Genomic DNA, 16,307 nt, shown 5'->3' on the forward strand with positions numbered 1-16,307 from the left:
GACTGGTATTTTTGGCGCGCATGATTCATGCCAGCGCGATTGTGATTACATTGGGTCGAGCAGGTTTTGCGGTACTTGCCCTTGCTGCTTATGCATTGATACAGAAACGACCAATTTTTCGCGGCATTTTGCTTGCGGAGCGATCCGCAAGCTTTTTTCTATTCAGATGCAGAATTAAAAACAAGCGCGTTTTTTGAACGCTTGTTGGGCTGCCTTCGCCCATCGTGGAAAACCTGCGAATTCATCCTTGCCTGGTGGAGAGAATCGCCGGCATCTGGAGATGCTTATAAATGGCGAAAAACCTCAGGCCGAAGGTAAAAAACAAAGCGATCCAACCAGCGATCCAGATCGATGAGAACAGGTCGCGCAACAGTACATAGAGCGTGCACCCCAGCATTAGTGGTGTGGCATAGATGTCACGGGACATCAGAAGTGAAACCCTTCCGGCCAGGACATCGCGAGCAATGCCGCCGCCGATGCTGGTGAGCACGCCCATCATCACTGCCAAGGGCGCGGCGAGATGCAGTGCCAGGACTTTTTCGGTGGCAGCCAAGGCCGATCGTGCACGCTTCGCAGCGGCGTGTCGGAGTCATGGGGCTGGGTAATCCAGGGCGAACTGCGCTTGATCGTCTTGAACCATTGGTGTTTCGGCTCAGTGGCTGGAATCGTTCCTTGAAGGATGTTCCTGGTGGGCGTTGTTGTGTCGGCCCAGAGCAGTTGGATGAGTTTTTAGCTCAGTGCGACATCCTCGTTAACATGTTGCCGCTGACCCCTGAAACAAACGGAATACTCAATGCTGGGAGGCTAGCTTGTCTGCCTTTTGGAGCTGGATTGATTAATGTGGGGCGGGGTGCCCACGTTGTTGAGCGGGATTTGCTTACAGCTCTAAACGAAGGCCGCATAAGAAGTGCCGTTTTGGACGTCCTGGTACAGAATCCTCTCACATGCATTCGCGACTAGAGTTTCACTGCCGACTAATCTAAAGCCCGGTCAGATTCAACCGTGCAACATTTGGTCTCGAGCGTCTCTGGGAAACCGATATGACAAATCCGCAAGATAAAGCCGAATCCGGCGAGGATTTAGCTCAGATGATTATGGGGAAAGGTCCCTACACCTATCTATTGCTGCTCTTGCTAGGATTGATCCTTCTGTTTCCCTTTCTTGAGGAAGGTATATTTGCTCGCACGTTGCTTGGAATTCTTTTTTCAATCGTTCTGCTCGTGGGGGCTTTCGCCACCAGGCAGACTCGGCGGGGGCTCATCCTCAAGCTGGGCCTGGCGTTGCTTGGGGTTGGCCTTCAATGGGGAGCGTTGTGGGCTGAGAGTACGGCGATTCTTCGGCTTGCCGGGATAGCTTATGTGGCGTCTCTTGCCGTCTCGTTCAGTGGAGTGCTTCGCTATATCCTCAAGCACGGACCGATTACAGCGGACAAGCTGCATGGTGCGCTTGCGGGTTACATCATGCTGGCCTTCGTCTGGTCGTTCGTATATGCCCTGGTCGAGATGTCCAGGGCTGGCTCATTCGGCCCTGGCCAACTCGACTTCGTACAGCCCGGCACTTTCTTCAAGCTGATCTATTTTAGCCTCACGACGCTCACAACTACCGGTTACGGTGATGTTATTCCTATGACCAACCATGCCCGCTCACTTGTGATGGTCGAAGAGTTTTCAGGAGTCTTTTACGTTGGTGTTGTGATAGCGAGGTTTGCCGGTCTTTATCCATCTAATCAGACTAAGTGACTTTCGATTTGCCTGAGCCACCTCCGGACATTAGTGAGCGGAGCAGCGCCTGTGTTGCAGGTGGATTGATCCTGTGGCTTCGCATTAGCGACGATAGTAGCGATGGTCGTCCTCGTAGCGGTACCGCATGGCCCGATCCTGGTGGTGCTCCCAATAACGCCGGCGCTCGGCCTCTCGGCGGGCTTGCTCTCTACGCCAATTATCTCTACGCCATTCATCTCGGCGCCAATCGTCTCTACGATCGTGCCAACGGCCGTCATGCCAGTATCGGTCGTCATGCCAGTATCGATCGTCATGGGCAAGCAACGGCCCTGGCTGCTTGTCGGCCATACTGGCCAAGGTCGGCCAAGGGTTGCCCGCAGCCTGGACCGGAGCCTGAACGGCTGCGACTTCAGTTGCGAAAACAGGGGTTGAGGTCTTCATCTGTGTTGCTGATGCCGAGCCCACTGCCGCGAACGCGAACAGGCTGAAGAGCACCATCCGTGGATCATGGAATTTCATGAACGAAGACAACCTCTGATGGACAATTGGACGTGTGGCCATCTGGCGACGGGAAGCCTGCGGGGGCGCGCTTACCGAGCGGATGTGCCTGTCCAAATAGACCGATAAACAGGGAAAAGTTCTAGGGAGCCGCTGCTTGGGACGGAGTGCTTCTGTGGGCCATCAATCAAATTGAGACGATCGTTCAGAGTGGAGTCGATTATTTGAATAGGAATGATATGTATTTACTTACAAAAGATAATCGTTATTATTCGCGCGATAATTCATACGAAGGTGTCCATAGTGGCTCGATCGCGCATTTACCCAGCCTCTCTGTCGTTGCTGGGTGTTCTGGTTGTACCTGATTTACAGGCAGAAACGGAGTCTGCTCTAACCCTACCGGCAACCGCTGTGAACAGTGAGTACAGCGAGCAGAGCTACATGTCGACCGAGAGCAGGAGCGCGCTGAAGATCGATGCCCCGCTACGGGATATCCCGCAAACTGTCAATGTGGTTCCCCAGAGCGTCATCAAGGATCAGGGGGCTCAGTCGATGGAAGACGTGCTGAAGAATGTCCCCGGTATCGGCCTGTCCAATGGTGACGGCCAGCGCGACCAGGTCACCATCCGTGGTTTCAGTGCCATTGGCGACATGTACATCGACGGCATTCGCGACGATGCGCTGTACTTCCGGGATCTGTCCAACGTCGAGCGGGTGGAAGTGATCAAGGGGCCGGCTGCGGTGCTCTATGGCCGAGGCTCTTCGGGGGGACTGATCAACAGCATCAGCAAGACACCCAACTTCGCCCCCAAACAGGAGGTCGGCGTCAGTGTCGACAGCGAGGGCAAAAAACGCACTCAGTTCGATGCCGGTTGGGCCGATCAGCAGCAAGGCGATAAAGCCTTTCGTGTGACCGGTGCTCTGGAGAACAGCGACACCTTCCGGGATGACGGCTACATCGACCGCAAGGCCATCGCGCCTTCGGCCTACTTCAAGCTATCGGATGATCTGGAACTGGACCTGGGCGCTACCTATCTGTATGACAAGCGCCTGATTGACTTCGGCATCCCGGCACGAGGCGACCGACCGGTCGATGTGGATCGTGACAAGCGCTTCGGTGCCGCCGACCCGGATGATGACTACACCCGCAGCGAAGTGTTCTCGTTCACGGCGGGTGTCGACTATCGGATCAACGACGATTTCACCCTGAGCAATACCAGTCGTTACTACCACTACGACCTGGATCGCAATAACACTCTCGCTGACTCCAGCCCGACACGTTTCGTCACTGCTCCCAATGGTGAACTGCTGGTAAAACTCAACCGCGGCAATGTGCAGCGCAAGGAGGACGGGTGGTTCAACCAGACCGAACTCAAGCAGCGCGCCGTGCTCGCCGGGATGAACCATAACCTGCTCTATGGTGTGGAGCTGGGGCGCCAGGTGAAGGACCAGTCCGTATTCAGCCAGTCCAATGTGGCCAGGGTGCCGGTGTATCGCGATGCCTTGGTCGACGTACCGTTCCAGGCCAACCGGCAAACCGCCAAGGGTACCAATACCCAGGACACCGCCGGCTTCTACATACAGGACCTGATCGAACTGGCGCCACACTGGAAGGCTCTGCTGGGTGTGCGTTACGACGTGTTCGACCAGGAATACGCCGATGACCTGACGCACAGCGAGCTGTCGCGCACCGATACCACCTGGAGCCCGCGAGTCGGTCTGGTCTACCAGCCTGATCAAGTGCAGTCCTATTACGTTTCGGTGAGCCGTTCTTACCAACCCTCCGCCGAGATGTTCGCCCTGAGTACGACGAACCAGGATCTTGAACCAGAGGAGACCACCAACTTCGAGATCGGCGGCAAGTGGGACCTGCTCGACAATCGCCTGGCGTTGACGGCGGCGCTGTTCCGCCTGGAACGCACCAATATGAAAACCAGCGATCCGGCGAACCCGACCAACCTGGTGCTTGCGGGTGAGCAGCGCACCGACGGCCTTGAGCTGACCGCCAGCGGGCAGTTGAGTGACAAATGGCAGGTCTATGCCGGTTATGCCTATCTGGATGCCGAGATCACCAAGTCCAACAGCTTTACCAACGGTGTCGCCAACCAAGGCCAGGTGCCCACCTTGACGCCGCGCCACAGCGCCAACCTGTGGTTGGTGCGTTCGCTGACGCAAACCTGGCGTGTGGGCATGGGGGCCAACTATGTCGATGATCGCTATACCGCGCTGGATAACAATGTGGTGATGCCGGCCTATACAACAGTGGACGCCGCGCTGCTGTACAACCAGCAGAAATGGGACATGGCCCTGCGTCTGCGCAACGTTTTCGACAAGGACTATTACGCTTCGGCGCATGGTTCGGTGGATCTGATCACGCCCGGTGCCCCGCGGACGCTGGAACTGAGCACCAACTATCGCTTCTGAGTACAGACCTGAAGAACAGGCGCCCGGCATTGTCGGGCGTTTGTTTAGGGTGCTTTCAAAAAGCGCTGTTCATGATCAGGATCCGGCAACAGGCATGTGTCGTATTTCCCGAAGAGCCGATAACGATTAAGCGCAATGCGGTCGTATGCCCAGTCTCGAAGTTTGCGTGGGAAAATGCGCAACAGACTCACGGGGCGCCAGTGTGCGGGAAACTGGGCGATGATTTCGAAAAATGCATTCGAACGCTCCCAGTAGTGTCGGTCGCGGATCACCGCCATGGTGTCGAATTGATCCATGGGCAAACCCGCCCACGCGAGCAGGGCCTGCCCCTCGGGTGACTGAACCGCCGCCAACCGCAGGCGCCGCTGGTGGTCATGGCGAATCAACAACCTCACCCAGCCATTGCACAGCTTGCAGACACCGTCGAACAAGACCACCGTCTCTCCAGGTTTGAGCAACGGCGCGGGTGAGGGGCGGGTGTGTGAGGCTGGCATAAGCATGGGTCCAAGGGAGCCTGGTTATCCCGGAACACTGGTTTTAGTGTAGGCGGGATTTCGGTCAAAACGGCAAATGCAGCACCTTGAGTGCTGCATTTGAGGCTTGAGGCCGTACATTTCTGCCGGCCTGGGGATGCGCTGCCCCGATCAGCCATTGGCGCGATCGGTTGCCCTGGCTTTGCTTTGAGCGACAGCGGCTTCAGCCTTCTGTTTCTGTGCAACCTGGTAGGTTTCCATCGAGACTTTCCGGGCCGACTCCATGCGTGCGAAGGTCCGGTCACCACCACCTGTGGCCATCGCCAGAGAAGAAGCGGTCAGAGTGGCGACTACGAAGAGAACTTTCATGGATTTCATTTGGGTATCCTCAAGTGAAACTTTGTGAACGGCTAACAACGGAACTTATTTACTGAAGCTGAACTTCCTTGTTCAACCTGGCTTCACCAGCCAGCCAGGGCGGCGTTTCCTGGTTTCCAGGTGCCTTGCTCCATGCGCGCTTCGGTGTCTCTGTTTTTTGCCCAGACAGTGAGCAGTACCATCATCCCGAATCCACCGACGATGAGAACCGGATAGGCTGCCAGCAACTCCACCAGCGAGTACTTCCAGGCCAGCGGACGACCAACCCCCAGCATGGCGGCATAGAACCACGACACGCCAGAGAGCGCACCGGAGAACAGCGCCAGCATGCGCAGGCTGAAGGAGAGTTTGAGTAACGAACCGGCTTTTTTCAGCGCCGGCAATACAGCGCTATGCAACAGGAAACCGTTAAAGGTCAACAGCACAACGATGCCGATTTTGGCTTGCAGTTTTGGATTGAGGAAATACTCCATCCCCTTGCCGGCATAATCGATCCCGACAATACCAATGCCCGTAATCCAAAGCGCTACAAGTGCAAGCGATACGGTTTTCTGAAGGCTTTCCATGTGCGCGTCATCGTGGTGACCTGATGCATCTCCCTTCAGGAGTTGCTTGACCATTGCAATGTCACTGGTCAAAACCAGCCCGATTGCCACACAGCAGGCGATAAGATGAAAATATACAACGCCCAAACGCACATATTCCACGGTGGACGAAGAAAGCATACTAAGTTCCATGGTTGCCTCTTGGCTTAAATAGTGAATCAACATGGCTATCGGCACGGTTTGATTGGAATTTACCGTTGCTGACTGCCATTTAGATCCAGCAATTTTTATCAGTTAATCTTGCGGCATTACGCTGGCAAGATAATGGTGAGTTTCGCGAATGAACTTTTAATCATTCGATCATGTCAATTTTCAGGTAACAAAAAACATCATTCGCACTGAGTGCATATGAGGTTTAACTTCCGCTTCTGGAGGGCCGGCGAGGCCCAGAACCCGATCGACGGGCGGATCAGGCAATGCTGGTGGGGTCGGCGGGACTTCCACCCCATTCGAGGAAACGGATCTTGTGAACTTCGCCCTCGCTGTCTTCGTAGACCAGGGTCACCGGTACCACGCCGGTCTTGTCGGATGTATCGGTACGTTGCAGTACCCGTTTTACATCGATGTCCATTCCGTAGTGGTATTCGACGGCTGAGACATGCGCGCCGGGTTCTTGCAGGCCGTTCTGGTCAAACACACTTGGCGCGAGACTGGAAATCACGGCACTTACTACTGTAGCTATATTCATAAGGCTGTACCTCTTCTGAAGTTCGCTTAACGGGGACTTAATGTGACACATGATGAGCGTGAAGTTCACTTTACCTCGACGAACGTGCCCGTCTGCAAAGCCTGTAGTGGCTGCAAACTCCCGGCAATTCCCCGCGCTTGACGCCTCTCGACCATTCGTCCTTTAACCCCCGAATTTGTTGGCTAAAGTCCGTTTCTGAAGGAGGTCATGACATGTCATGACGGATTTTTCGCGCGGTGGTTGTGACAGTACATGGACCGAAAACGCCTGCTATCGAACCAGGGGAGAAACATCGGATATTGGCCGATTACTGCCTGTCCCGGAGGGCTGAAATCGACCCATTGCAGAGATTTACCATTGCAACAATCAGCCAAATGACGATCACTGTCACCGATGTAGAAAGCCCAGCGCCAGGCTGGGCTTCGGTTAGCGGGTTTCCTCACATCTGTGGAGGCCAGTTATGTGATTCATCCTGGCATTCCTTGCACCAGGTGTAGAGCGCGTCATACATGATCAGACCGTGTGCCAGCATTTCATGGTCGTCGGCAAAGCACCGCGATAACCCTAGTGAAATCGCGTACAGCCCGGCAGATTGTGGGGTCAGCTCCAAGTGTGAAGTATCTGCGCCGCGCACGATCCTGGCCAGATACTGCAACGCAGGCTCACTGAGTTGGTACTTTTTCAGAAACGCATCGAAGCTGCACAATTCGCCCTCGTGGGTAAGCTCAATGCCCGGAATGTCGTAGGGAACTGCATCTTTCTGCGCTGCAACCCGCAGCACATCACCGCTGGGCACGTATAGAAACTCGGGCTGAGGATCAATAAACCGGGTGATTAGCCAAGGACAGGCAATACGGTCAATCTTGGGCCGTTCACGGGTAACCCACCTCATCAGACACCTCCTGCCTAGCTCAGTAAGCTGGGTGATCGGGCGAGCCCAATGCCCGCCAGAGATTGCGAATCAACGGGTGTTCTCTAGTGCAGCAGATGCACCGCCAAGCCGACGAGCGCACAGCCCATCAACACCTGGATGACGCCCCGCTTGAAGCGAAACAAGGCAATCGCGGCGCCAATCGCGATCAACGCTGAAGGCCAGTCGAGGTTGCCGCTGAAACCCTTTGGCCAAAGCACGTGATAGCCGAAGAAACACGCCAGATTGAGGATCACTCCAACCACTGCGGCGGTAATGGCGGTCAGTGGCGCAGTGAACTTGAGTTCGTTGTGGGTCGACTCCACCAGCGGGCCACCCGCGAGGATGAACAGGAACGAGGGCAGGAAGGTGAACCATGTCACCAAGGCTGCCGCGACAGCGCCAGCCAGAAACACCTGATCGGCCCCGAAAACCTGCGAGACATAGGCCCCGACAAAACCCACGAAGGCCACCACCATGATTAGCGGCCCAGGTGTGGTTTCCCCCAGCGCCAGGCCGTCGATCATCTGAGTCGGGGTTAGCCAGCCATAGTGACCGACCGCGCCTTGGTAGACATACGGGAGCACAGCGTAGGCTCCACCAAAGGTCAGCAACGCTGCCTTGGTAAAGAACCAACCCATTTGGGTCAAGGTGCCCTCCCAGCCAAAGACAACAGTCAAAACTCCCATGGGTAACGCCCATAAACCGGCGCCAATAAATGCCAGCGTTGCCAGTTTCAACCAACTGAACCGGGCATGTTCCGGGGAGGGGGTGTCATCATCGATCAAGGCCGGGCCGAAGGACTTTTCCGTAGCGCTATGGCCACCGGTTCTGAACTTCTCGGGCGTCAGACGTCCGCCGACGTAACCGATCAATGCGGCTCCCAGCACAATCAGCGGGAACGGAACATTGAACGCGAAGATGGCGGTGAATGACGCCGCCGCTATCGCCCACAGCCAATTATTTTTCAAAGCCCGAGAGCCGATTCGATGGGCCGCCTGCACCACAATGGCCGTCACGGCGGGCTTGATCCCATAGAAGAGCCCGGCCACCACGGGCACTTCGCCGAACGCGATATACATCCATGACAGAGCGATCAGGATGAACAATGAGGGCAGCACAAACAGTGACCCCGCAATCACTCCGCCCCAGGTTCTATGCATCAGCCAGCCGATGTAGGTTGCCAACTGCTGGGCCTCCGGCCCAGGCAGCAACATGCAATAGTTGAGGGCATGCAGGAACCGGCGCTCGGATATCCAGCGCCGCCGCTCTACCAACTCCTGGTGCATGATCGAAATTTGTCCTGCTGGCCCACCGAAGCTGATGAACCCCAGCTTCAGCCAGAACCAGAATGCCTCACGCAAACTGATCGGTTCAGGTTTCGACAGGTTATCTTCAACTGCTGATGCCAAAACCTTACTCATTGGGTTGTTCCTCTTTCACGAATCCGGCGAGCAGTCCGTCGAAGATGGCGCTCGCAGCAGCCAGCAAATGGTCGTCGTGGATAATGGTTTCGCGTAGCCCCGCAAGCACGCGCTCGATGCCGGCAGCCTCCACCGGTTGAATGCCTCCGACATCGAGGTAATGCACCAAAGCCGCAATGCGGTTCAGGCCGGACTCTTGAAGCTCAAAACTGGCTTGCAAGGTTTCGAAGCTCACGCGGTTGCCAACATGACTGAAAGCCGCGTCATCGAAGTCGAAGCCCAACGCATCGCTCGGACAGTCCTGTGGAGTGTCCAGCCAGAGGATCTGAGCGTCAGGGTCGATGAAGCGACGGATCAGCCAGGCACAGGCCAGGCGGTCAACCCAGGGACGCTTGCGGGTTGCCCAGACACGCCCCTGATAATCGTCACGGTTGAGTGCTGTTATGGGTTGGTTGCGGCTGCGTGGCTCGTCTGGAGACAGGGCTCTGCTGACAGCAATTTCAAGCTCCTGCAAGGCTGCGTCAATCTGCTGCTTCGGCTTACCAGGGAAGTAATCGATGTTGGTCAACTGGTCGTAGGCTTTGCGCAGTTTGCGCACCTGTTTGGTGATGCCCAATGCGTTTTCAGGATTGAGCTGCCCACGGCATTCTTCGATCTCTGCGTGTAGCTTGCCGTAGTCATCGCTACGGTCGAACAACTGGACAAAACGCTCACCGTCAGGATCTGTGACAGGCAGGATAAATGCGGTGCCGTTGATGGCCAGGATGTCGCGCTCGACAGCTGCGAGCGCTTCGCGGCAGACACGGGTATCAGGCAAGAGATAGACACCATCACGCAGGACCGCCGCACCAGCAGTTTTCAGAGCACGCCAGGCTCGCATGCGTTCGGTGGCATTGGCGGTGGGTAAGCCGAGAATCAGTGCTAGCCAACTTGGCATGTAGAGGTCGCTAATTATTTTGTAGTGATGGCTACATTAGCTCTGATTTCAGTGCTTGAAAAGCCGTCCTTCAGAAACAGGATTTTGGCGAGGCTAACTGGAGAGCAGTCGCCTTTGTGCCAGTGATCCCACATCAATTTTTTCTGGCTTTCGGTGTAAGAGATCCGAGGTCTCTGTTTCATCTGCAACACGCCTCCTGCTTACACAGAATTCAGTTGTGTTGCACACGAGTCAGCTGCCAAGAAATGGGCGATTCTCTTCTCGAATGACGCGAGCGGCATCATCGTATAGAAACGGGAGAAACATATAACGGCGACCTTGGGTTACAGGAGTGGCTTCGTGCAAAAGTGAACACGAAAACACCACGGCTCCTCCTGCTGGAGCACTGTAAAGCGCTTTTCCAAACTCTGGAAAATGCAAAAAACCGCCTTCGTACTCTCCCGAATTAAGAAACAGGGAAACGGCAAAACGGCGATGCGCTGTGCCCTTCGTGGTGTTATCCCTATGGGGCCGGAAATGCCCGCCTTCCTCGCTGTTGTAGCAGGCCACCAGATAGCGCTCCATTCGGGTCGCATTGAACTGGAACGCTTTATGCAACTGTGGAAGCAGACGGTTGGCTATACGCAACGAACATGCTTTGGATAGAGCCTTGTCTTCAATAGTGCAGTCACGACGTTGCTTGTGGCCATGGTCGGTGATGTGGACGGTTTTGCCCGACTGCTCCACCATAAACCCGGATTCCTCTCCGCCACGTTCGTCGTAGTAATTTATTAGTGCTTTACACAGTTTGGGCTCGAATATCCGGGGAATCACCAAGACTGGTGCGTGTGGAGTGGCGGCATGTGGCGGCGCCAGTGCGGGTAATCTATCCAGAAAGCGCATTAACGAGGGTACATGGTTATCAACCGGTGTCTCTATCGGGACGATGGCCAGGACACGTAGTGCAGGATCCAGCACGTAGGTCATTTGCCTGATGCTGCCGTCTGGCTGCAATGTACCGTAGAGCTCACTGACTGACCGATCGAAATCCCAGATGAAGCGCATGCCAGGTATCGAACTTTCTACCCGCTTCAGCTTTTCATCATCTGGATCTACGGACACACCAAAGAAGCAGACGTGATCGTCATTGAACCGCTGGCGATGGGCCCGAACACCTTCCAGAACTTTCATTGATGCGGGATCGGCCGCAGAACCGAAAAAAGAAAGCACTACATACCGACCGGCAATAGTGTCGAAAGAAAAGCACTCTCTTTGCTGGGTGCGGCAATTGAACCAGGGGGCAGGTCCACCGACCGAAAACGCTGTGGCGCGCATCACAACTCCTTGCCGGCAGGCAGTGGGCCGCTATCAGGAATAAAGCCAGGAGACTAATGCTGAGCACAGCTTTTCTCCAAAAAGTGCCGCGTACAAACGGGCTTACGGTGCCGCTCGTTGCGATGCCAACGCAGGAAGAACTCCAGGCACTCGCGGCTTACAGGTAAAGCTAGTTCAGTCTTGCCGAAGCTGCCCGGTTGCCCATGCGACGTGATCCCGTGAGCGGGCTGACGAACTATTTTGTGTCAGTAATGCTGGCATCGCCTTGGCCGGTGTTTCTGCCGAGTTCGGCGTAATCATTCTGCTCTATCTGAAGAACGCCCGGGCCGAGCGTGAAGACCTCGGCGACAGCACTGAGCGCGGGCTGGTGGCGGCGATTCGTGAAGGCGCTGTGCAGCGCGTTTGTCCCAAGGCCATGACCGTGGCCTTTTCAGTGACGGAAGATCAGATGAAAGGGCTGAAGATTGGAGACCATGTATCGTTTTCCTTTCGGCTGGAGGGCGGTAGAGCCACGATTGTGTCCATAAAAAAATGAAGGACTGATGTTGCAAGTGACCGGCACCCATCGTTGTGCCGGTTTTAACCATTCGGGTCAGGTTGAAGTTTTTTGCTCAACCCATGCGTCAGTCCGGATTCTCTTTCGTTGAACTCGGGTTGAAAGCACTTATCTAAAAAAATGTGGGATTATTTCCCACGTAACGATGCCAGCTGGCTCTGAGGGATCGTGCGAAAAACCGCAGTTGCTAGTGATTGCTGCAGATTCATGGCCGTGCCGGTTGGCCGGCCGCTCCAATGGGCGGCCGGGAACTCACTGGATATTGCGTTTGATAGGGAGATGACGACGCAACTTCAAGCGGAGGTGCATCATGCTGCTCAAAAAATGTTTGTTGGCTCTGGCAATCGGCGGAGTCCTGTCGGCATCGACTGTCCTGGTGCCCGATTACATCGGTAGTTTCTCCAGCGTGTATGCCAAAGATGGCGGCGGTGGAGGCGGCTCCGGAGGCGGTGGTCACGGTGGCGACGGCGGAGGCGGTCACAGTGGCGGCGACCATGGAGCTGCAGGCCATGACGGTGACGGTCATGGAGGCCCGGGTCGCGGCGACGCTGACCATGGTATGGCCGGGAACAGAGGCCCGGGCAATGCGCATGACAACGACAACGACGCTGACAACGATGCCGCAGATGCCGCCAGGGATGCTGCCAGGGCTGATGCAGATGCAGCCCGGGATGCGGCAAAAGCTACTGCCAATGCAGCCAGAGACGCCGCCAGAGCTGAAGCCGATGCAGCCAGGGATGCCGCAAAAGCTGCTGGCGTAGCGGGCGCAGATGCAGCCAGAGATGCGGCCCGCGCCGCTGCAGATGCAGCCAGGGACGCTGCCAAGGCCGACGCAGATGCCGCCAGGGATGCTGCCCGGGCTGCTGCGGATGCAGCCAGGGACGCCGCCAAGGTTGAGGCGAACGACGCCCGAGAGGCTGCCAAAGTCGAGGCGAAAGAAGCCCGAGAGGATGTGGCAGACGCCCCGGACGCCCCGGATTTCGATGCGGTTGAGGTCGAGAACTAGGCCTGCACGTTCGGCAATGAATACGGCAGGCATTCCCGTAGAAAACGTCCCGGGAGCTTGAGGGACGTATCGTAAAGAGTCGCAAGCCCTGAAGTGTCGTGGGGTTTGCGACTTTTTTTCGACATCGTGTCGCGCGGTCGAAACGAGCGGCAGTGTTAGTTGAATGAGTCTGGCTTCGCCCTGAGCAACCAATATCCGCCCCGGTAGCAGATGACGAGGGCTGTGGTTATAACGTGCCGATGCGGTCGAGTTCCCGCTACAGTGCATCGCGGTCAAGTTGTGCAAGCCGCTCGGACTCGAGGAGGGGAAGGCTCGGCGCGGCAAGGTTGTTCAGGTATGAGATAAACTTGAGCCATTTCGGCACAAGGCAAAGGAGAGGTTATGAATGGAATCGTTTAACGTTCGCGAGCTGAAAAAGACTGACGCTCAAGCGTTGCTGGCATTCGAAGTCCATAACCGTGAATGGTTCGAATCCCATATTGATCCGCGTGCCCCTTCTTTTTACTCGTTGCAGGGTGTCGTCGATCATATCGAAAGCTATTTGTCCGATTTTGCCATCGGCGCCTGGCACCCGTTTGTCATCGAGGATTCCAGTCAAAGAATCGTGGGGCGAGCCAATCTGAAAAGCATCGACTCATCGACCCGTTCTGCTGAAGTCGGCTATCGGATTGCTCAGAGCGCGTGCGGGCAGGGGCTGGCCACTCTGGCGTTGAGGCATCTGATACAGGAAGCAAAGACGCACTGGGGACTTGCGCAATTGGTTGCGTATGCCTTCAAGGAAAATGTTGGCTCCAGAAAAGTTCTCGATCGTTGCGGATTCCAACTGGAACAACCCTCCTGTAACGAAAACACGGGGAACGAAGACCGATTTGTCCTGTTGATCCAGGGAAGATCCCCCAGCGATTCCGAGCGTCGGCAGCAGGTCGGTGACACCCCGGTCACTCTGTAAAACAGACGTGTCCCAGGTCGCTACCGATGCTTTCATCGTCTAGCCACATCCGAAAAGTAAAACTTGTCCAGAGTATGCCGCGACTCGGTGTACTCGAACTGCCGGCCGTCCTGCAAAAAGGTCTGGTTGCTGACCACGATCACATGGCTTTGCCCCTCAAGATCAAGGTGCTGCTGGTCGTCCTTGCCTCGCGGTACGGCTTCGATGGTGCGCTGGGCATAGCTGATTTGCAGGTGCAGCGTCTGTTCGATGAAGGCATAGATCGAATGCTCGGCAATTTCGCAATTCAGCCCCGGAATGAGATCGGCGACGAAGTGGTTGATGTCGAGGATGACCCGTTTGCCATCGATTCGACGCACGCGTTTGATCCGCGTGATCAGGCTACCTTCTTCGGCTTTCAGGTGTTCGCACAAGGCACCTTGCAGGGGGAACTGCTCGAACGCCACCACCTCGGTGCTGACATCGTTGCCCAGCCTTGGGTGGGTTTCCTGGAAACTGACGATGCCGCCGAGCTGGAATTCGATCGGACTGGGCGACAGCACGAAGGTGCCCTTACCGTGAATTTTTTGCGCGAAACCGCGTTCCTGAAGCAGTTCTATGGCTTGGCGCACGGTACCGCGACTGGCCCGGTAACTCTCCATCAACTCGGTTTCGGAAGGCAGTCGGGCGCCGCGTTCCAGTCGTTCGGTGGTGATACTGGTCAGCAGATCGCTGTAGATCTGGTTGTATTTGCTCATGGGAATGGCTGCGTTGTGCTCAAGGCAGGAACCTTAGGGAACGCGTGAGGGTTTGTCTATTGCACAAATGGCGGGGCGGTCGTGGCTGTCGCAAATATCGCCGCTGGACGAGTCATCGATAAATAAACCCAAACTCGTCTGTACGAGTTGTTGCTTTAACTCGTACAGACGAGTATTTTTCGCTTCGGTGTGCTGCCAAACAACAAAAAACACAGTGGATGAAAAGCATGAGCCATGACTACGCGACTATCGCCAGCGAGCTGCTTCAAAGCCTCGGTGGTGCTGACAACCTTGAACAGGCCGCACATTGCGTCACGCGCCTGCGCCTGGCCCTCAAAGACCCGCAGCGGGTCGACAGTACGACGCTGAATCAGATCGACCTGGTCAAAGGCTCGTTCTTCACGGGCGGCCTGTTTCAGGTGGTCATAGGTCCTGGCGAAGTCGAGAAGGTTTACGCCGCGCTGCGCCAGCAGACAGGGCTTGCTGCGTCGACCATTGCCGACGTGAAACAAATGGGCGTCGATAAAACCAACGCCATGCAGCGTCTGGTGCGGGTGTTCTCCGATGTGTTCATGCCGATTCTGCCGGCGCTGATCATTGCCGGCCTGCTGATGGGGGTGAACAACCTGATCGGCGCCAAAGGCATGTTCATTGCCGGCAAGACCCTGCTTGAGGCCTACCCGACGCTGGACGGTGTCTGGAGCTTGATCAATCTGATGGCCAACACCTCGTTCGTGTTCCTCCCGGCGCTGGTCGGCTGGTCGGCAGCCAAGCGTTTTGGCGGCAGTGAAATCCTTGGCATCGTGCTGGGTCTGATGCTGGTTCACCCGGACCTGCTCAACGCCTGGAACTACGGCAAAGCGGTGGCCGGGCTGGACGGCCAGAGCCTGCCGTACTTCGATATTTTTGGCTGGTTCAAGATCGAGAAGGTCGGCTACCAAGGTCAGATTCTGCCGATCCTGATGGCCGCCTATGTCATGAGCGTCATTGAAAAATGGCTGCGGGCGCGGGTACCCAATGCCATTCAACTGCTGGTAGTGCCAATTACCACGATCGTCGTGACCGGGGTGTTGGCGCTGGCCGTGATCGGTCCGGTGACCCGTCACCTGGGGATTCTGATCACCGAAGGCGTGGTGACCTTGTTTGACCTGGCGCCGATGGTCGGCGGGGCGATTTTCGGTCTGCTGTATGCGCCGCTGGTGATTACCGGCATGCACCACATGTTTCTTGCGGTCGATTTGCAGCTTATTTCCACCCAGGGCGGCACCTTCATCTGGCCGATGATCGTCATGTCCAACCTCGCACAAGGCAGCGCGGCACTCGGGGTGTTCTACATGACCCGCAGTGCGCGGGATAAAAGCATGGCCTCGACCTCAGCGATTTCCGCCTATTTCGGCATCACCGAACCGGCCATGTTCGGCGTCAACCTGCGCTACAAGTTTCCGTTCTACGCAGCGTTGATCGGATCGGCGCTGGGCTGCATGTTCCTGTCGCTGAACAAGGTTCAGGCCTCGGCGATCGGTGTCGGTGGCTTGCCCGGTTTCATCTCGATCATTCCGCAGTTCATTCCGATGTTCGTGGTCGGGATGGTCATCGCCATGGTCGTACCGTTCGTTTTGACCTGTGGCTTGAGCATGAAGATTGTCCGGCCGGGGTATCGGGTCGCCTGACAGATCGCTATCGCGAG

At 56.1% G+C, this 16,307-nt stretch carries 17 protein-coding genes and 1 pseudogene; 7 read left to right on the forward strand and 11 right to left on the reverse strand.

The window, feature by feature from the left end:
- Nucleotides 1-241: 241 nt before the first annotated feature.
- Complete coding sequence (locus ACEN8Z_RS14815) at nt 242-553, reverse strand: trimeric intracellular cation channel family protein (RefSeq protein WP_495594661.1); 312 nt, start codon at nt 551-553, stop codon at nt 242-244.
- 38 nt (nt 554-591) lie between these two features.
- Here ACEN8Z_RS14815 and ACEN8Z_RS14820 point away from each other — a divergent pair, with 38 nt between their 5' ends.
- Both ACEN8Z_RS14820 and ACEN8Z_RS14825 read left to right on the forward strand, forming a co-directional pair.
- A complete protein-coding gene (locus ACEN8Z_RS14820; protein ID WP_495594662.1) occupies nt 592-960 on the forward strand; it encodes an NAD(P)-dependent oxidoreductase in 369 nt (122 codons plus the stop codon).
- Between the two features lie 80 nt (nt 961-1,040).
- Nucleotides 1,041-1,739, forward strand: a complete 699-nt coding sequence (locus ACEN8Z_RS14825; RefSeq protein WP_495594663.1) for an ion channel — start codon at nt 1,041-1,043, stop codon at nt 1,737-1,739.
- An 84-nt stretch (nt 1,740-1,823) separates the two neighbouring features.
- Here ACEN8Z_RS14825 and ACEN8Z_RS14830 read toward each other — a convergent pair whose 3' ends face one another.
- Complete coding sequence (locus ACEN8Z_RS14830) at nt 1,824-2,240, reverse strand: hypothetical protein (RefSeq protein ID WP_495594664.1); 417 nt, start codon at nt 2,238-2,240, stop codon at nt 1,824-1,826.
- Nucleotides 2,241-2,519: 279 nt separating this feature from the next.
- Between ACEN8Z_RS14830 and ACEN8Z_RS14835 the strand changes: the two genes are divergently transcribed.
- Entirely contained in the window at nt 2,520-4,643 is a 2,124-nt protein-coding gene (locus ACEN8Z_RS14835) for a TonB-dependent receptor (protein ID WP_495598131.1), read from the forward strand.
- Between the two features lie 44 nt (nt 4,644-4,687).
- Here ACEN8Z_RS14835 and ACEN8Z_RS14840 read toward each other — a convergent pair whose 3' ends face one another.
- The 8 genes from ACEN8Z_RS14840 to ACEN8Z_RS14875 form a co-directional block, all read right to left on the reverse strand.
- Nucleotides 4,688-5,137 carry a thiol-disulfide oxidoreductase DCC family protein gene (locus tag ACEN8Z_RS14840; protein WP_495598132.1) on the reverse strand — a complete coding sequence of 150 codons (450 nt, stop codon included), beginning with the start codon at nt 5,135-5,137 and terminating at the stop codon, nt 4,688-4,690.
- Between the two features lie 150 nt (nt 5,138-5,287).
- Complete coding sequence (locus tag ACEN8Z_RS14845) at nt 5,288-5,494, reverse strand: co-regulatory protein PtrA N-terminal domain-containing protein (protein WP_007993354.1); 207 nt, start codon at nt 5,492-5,494, stop codon at nt 5,288-5,290.
- 83 nt (nt 5,495-5,577) lie between these two features.
- Complete coding sequence (locus ACEN8Z_RS14850; RefSeq protein WP_495598133.1) at nt 5,578-6,231, reverse strand: hypothetical protein; 654 nt, start codon at nt 6,229-6,231, stop codon at nt 5,578-5,580.
- A gap of 277 nt (nt 6,232-6,508) precedes the next feature.
- Nucleotides 6,509-6,787 (reverse strand): DUF2790 domain-containing protein, encoded by a 279-nt coding sequence (locus tag ACEN8Z_RS14855; RefSeq protein WP_008000866.1) that lies wholly within the window; start codon nt 6,785-6,787, stop codon nt 6,509-6,511.
- 439 nt (nt 6,788-7,226) lie between these two features.
- Nucleotides 7,227-7,679 (reverse strand): chromate resistance protein ChrB domain-containing protein, encoded by a 453-nt coding sequence (locus ACEN8Z_RS14860; protein WP_108232398.1) that lies wholly within the window; start codon nt 7,677-7,679, stop codon nt 7,227-7,229.
- An 83-nt stretch (nt 7,680-7,762) separates the two neighbouring features.
- Nucleotides 7,763-9,121, reverse strand: a complete 1,359-nt coding sequence (gene chrA, locus ACEN8Z_RS14865) for a chromate efflux transporter (RefSeq protein WP_442101089.1) — start codon at nt 9,119-9,121, stop codon at nt 7,763-7,765.
- Complete coding sequence (locus ACEN8Z_RS14870; RefSeq protein ID WP_495594665.1) at nt 9,114-10,058, reverse strand: chromate resistance protein ChrB domain-containing protein; 945 nt, start codon at nt 10,056-10,058, stop codon at nt 9,114-9,116. The genes chrA and ACEN8Z_RS14870 overlap by 8 nt, the downstream gene beginning before the upstream one ends.
- Nucleotides 10,059-10,289: 231 nt before the next feature.
- Nucleotides 10,290-11,372: a 2OG-Fe(II) oxygenase gene (locus ACEN8Z_RS14875; RefSeq protein WP_495594666.1), complete on the reverse strand. Its 1,083-nt coding sequence runs from the start codon at nt 11,370-11,372 to the stop codon at nt 10,290-10,292.
- A gap of 259 nt (nt 11,373-11,631) precedes the next feature.
- Between ACEN8Z_RS14875 and ACEN8Z_RS14880 the strand changes: the two are divergent.
- The 3 genes and pseudogenes from ACEN8Z_RS14880 to ACEN8Z_RS14890 all read left to right on the forward strand — a co-directional run.
- Nucleotides 11,632-11,907, forward strand: a pseudogene (locus tag ACEN8Z_RS14880) (copper-binding protein); the annotation flags it as partial.
- A gap of 331 nt (nt 11,908-12,238) precedes the next feature.
- A complete protein-coding gene (locus ACEN8Z_RS14885) occupies nt 12,239-12,934 on the forward strand; it encodes a hypothetical protein (RefSeq protein ID WP_495594667.1) in 696 nt (231 codons plus the stop codon).
- 385 nt (nt 12,935-13,319) lie between these two features.
- Nucleotides 13,320-13,883, forward strand: a complete 564-nt coding sequence (locus ACEN8Z_RS14890; RefSeq protein WP_495594668.1) for a GNAT family N-acetyltransferase — start codon at nt 13,320-13,322, stop codon at nt 13,881-13,883.
- Nucleotides 13,884-13,915: 32 nt separating this feature from the next.
- Here the strand turns inward: ACEN8Z_RS14890 and treR are convergent, their stop codons facing one another.
- Nucleotides 13,916-14,620 carry a trehalose operon repressor gene (gene treR / locus ACEN8Z_RS14895; protein ID WP_495594669.1) on the reverse strand — a complete coding sequence of 235 codons (705 nt, stop codon included), beginning with the start codon at nt 14,618-14,620 and terminating at the stop codon, nt 13,916-13,918.
- 227 nt (nt 14,621-14,847) lie between these two features.
- Here treR and treP point away from each other — a divergent pair, with 227 nt between their 5' ends.
- The gene (gene treP, locus ACEN8Z_RS14900; protein ID WP_495594670.1) at nt 14,848-16,290 is read left to right on the forward strand and encodes a PTS system trehalose-specific EIIBC component; all 1,443 of its coding nucleotides are present in this window, start codon (nt 14,848-14,850) and stop codon (nt 16,288-16,290) included.
- Nucleotides 16,291-16,307 lie beyond the last annotated feature (17 nt).

Source organism: Pseudomonas sp. Pseusp10, from assembly GCF_059492225.1.

Excerpts from the sequence above, each read along its gene's own strand:
- ACEN8Z_RS14820 (WP_495594662.1), top strand. The coding sequence starts at position 592 with ATGGGGCTGGGTAATCCAGGGCGAACTGCGCTTGATCGTCTTGAACCA.
- ACEN8Z_RS14825 (WP_495594663.1), top strand. The coding sequence starts at position 1,041 with ATGACAAATCCGCAAGATAAAGCCGAATCCGGCGAGGATTTAGCTCAG.
- ACEN8Z_RS14830 (WP_495594664.1), bottom strand. The coding sequence starts at position 2,240 with ATGAAATTCCATGATCCACGGATGGTGCTCTTCAGCCTGTTCGCGTTC.
- ACEN8Z_RS14840 (WP_495598132.1), bottom strand. The coding sequence starts at position 5,137 with ATGCCAGCCTCACACACCCGCCCCTCACCCGCGCCGTTGCTCAAACCT.
- ACEN8Z_RS14845 (WP_007993354.1), bottom strand. The coding sequence starts at position 5,494 with ATGAAATCCATGAAAGTTCTCTTCGTAGTCGCCACTCTGACCGCTTCT.
- ACEN8Z_RS14850 (WP_495598133.1), bottom strand. The coding sequence starts at position 6,231 with ATGGAACTTAGTATGCTTTCTTCGTCCACCGTGGAATATGTGCGTTTG.
- ACEN8Z_RS14855 (WP_008000866.1), bottom strand. The coding sequence starts at position 6,787 with ATGAATATAGCTACAGTAGTAAGTGCCGTGATTTCCAGTCTCGCGCCA.
- ACEN8Z_RS14860 (WP_108232398.1), bottom strand. The coding sequence starts at position 7,679 with ATGAGGTGGGTTACCCGTGAACGGCCCAAGATTGACCGTATTGCCTGT.
- chrA (WP_442101089.1), bottom strand. The coding sequence starts at position 9,121 with ATGAGTAAGGTTTTGGCATCAGCAGTTGAAGATAACCTGTCGAAACCT.
- ACEN8Z_RS14870 (WP_495594665.1), bottom strand. The coding sequence starts at position 10,058 with ATGCCAAGTTGGCTAGCACTGATTCTCGGCTTACCCACCGCCAATGCC.
- ACEN8Z_RS14875 (WP_495594666.1), bottom strand. The coding sequence starts at position 11,372 with ATGCGCGCCACAGCGTTTTCGGTCGGTGGACCTGCCCCCTGGTTCAAT.
- ACEN8Z_RS14885 (WP_495594667.1), top strand. The coding sequence starts at position 12,239 with ATGCTGCTCAAAAAATGTTTGTTGGCTCTGGCAATCGGCGGAGTCCTG.
- ACEN8Z_RS14890 (WP_495594668.1), top strand. The coding sequence starts at position 13,320 with ATGGAATCGTTTAACGTTCGCGAGCTGAAAAAGACTGACGCTCAAGCG.
- treR (WP_495594669.1), bottom strand. The coding sequence starts at position 14,620 with ATGAGCAAATACAACCAGATCTACAGCGATCTGCTGACCAGTATCACC.
- treP (WP_495594670.1), top strand. The coding sequence starts at position 14,848 with ATGAGCCATGACTACGCGACTATCGCCAGCGAGCTGCTTCAAAGCCTC.